1 protein-coding gene is annotated in these 1,046 nt (G+C 53.3%); it reads right to left on the bottom strand.

The features are described 5' to 3' along the window. Window positions 1-137 precede the first annotated feature (137 nt). Entirely contained in the window at window positions 138-818 is a 681-nt protein-coding gene (locus H6A60_RS11610; protein WP_205104778.1) for an IrmA family protein, read from the bottom strand. Between the last annotated feature and the right edge of the window lie 228 nt (window positions 819-1,046).

Genomic DNA, 1,046 nt, shown 5'->3' with positions numbered 1-1,046 from the left:
AGATGTGTATAAGAGACAGCGATCGCTGCATCAGTCCGCTCAACCGCAACCATAGGAAGAACGGTCGACGATTGCTGAGCCTGATTGACTGAGCCGCACAGCTGAGAGCTCGCTAAAACGCGGGCTTCATCCGCTGCTTATTTGACTATCTCAAGCGGCCGGTAGTAGTCGGGATGCACGTGGCTGAGCGGCATTTTGAGGCGCTTGCCGTTCACGATTTCCCAAGCCCGGACAATCCGGATCTGCGACACGTCAAAGCAGCCGTACTCGGCAATAGCCGTCTGGGTTTGGTTTGCCCGGCTTTGCCCGAAAGGCTCCACGGCAATGACGGAATTGCCCACCTTTTCACCGTTTTCAAGAAAATCAACTTCGATTTCGATGGGATTGTCAACCACGCTGAGCGCCTGGAGCGTGAAGACGAAAGTGCAAACGCCCTGCCCGGCGAATCCGACGTCGGTGTTGCGGATGGTGAAGCTCGGTTCTTCGGCGAGCGCCGGTGCGGCAGCAAGCGTCAGAATCAAAGGAAGCAGAAACGATTTGGTCATGAACCTTTTTTCCTTCATATCAAGCCAATCATGAATCAATTCGAATGAGTGCTCAACGCACAACATCGTCAATGTTCGCGCGTAGTTGGAAAAACCTTCGCACAGGAGAGGCATCGGCACCGTTGCACCGTAGCATGACGTTGCGAACGTCATCCGCACCGTAGAACCAGTCCGGCAGGAAGTCAATGTACTTTCGCTTTGCGCAGAGTTTTGCTTAGTCGTCAGAACGAAGCAGGTTGAGACAGCATTTCTGTCATTCGTTTTGGTTTCCATCTTTCAGGCGGCGTGCGTTTTTCAGTTCTTCCTCGTCTCTCTCAAACTCGACTGATCAACGCGATTTTTCCATCCGGAGGATTTGCTCGATCTGTGTTTCCATGTCGGTGCTCGTTTCGAACTTCACGAATACCGACAGCGGGTCGATCGCTTGCGTATGCAGCAGCGCAAAGTGCCGCCCCTCGTAGCGCAATCCCATGAGCCAATGGTCAATGAAGTGCCGATGCC

Source organism: Sutterella massiliensis (assembly GCF_016899755.1).
Classification (GTDB): Bacteria; Pseudomonadota; Gammaproteobacteria; order Burkholderiales; family Burkholderiaceae_F; genus Sutterella; species Sutterella massiliensis.
The sequence above is the reverse complement of the archived record's forward strand: the minus strand, read 5'-3'. Positions and strand labels throughout refer to the sequence as shown.

Coding starts and splice junctions, on each gene's coding strand:
- H6A60_RS11610 (WP_205104778.1), bottom strand. CDS start 818: ATGGAAACCAAAACGAATGACAGAAATGCTGTCTCAACCTGCTTCGTT.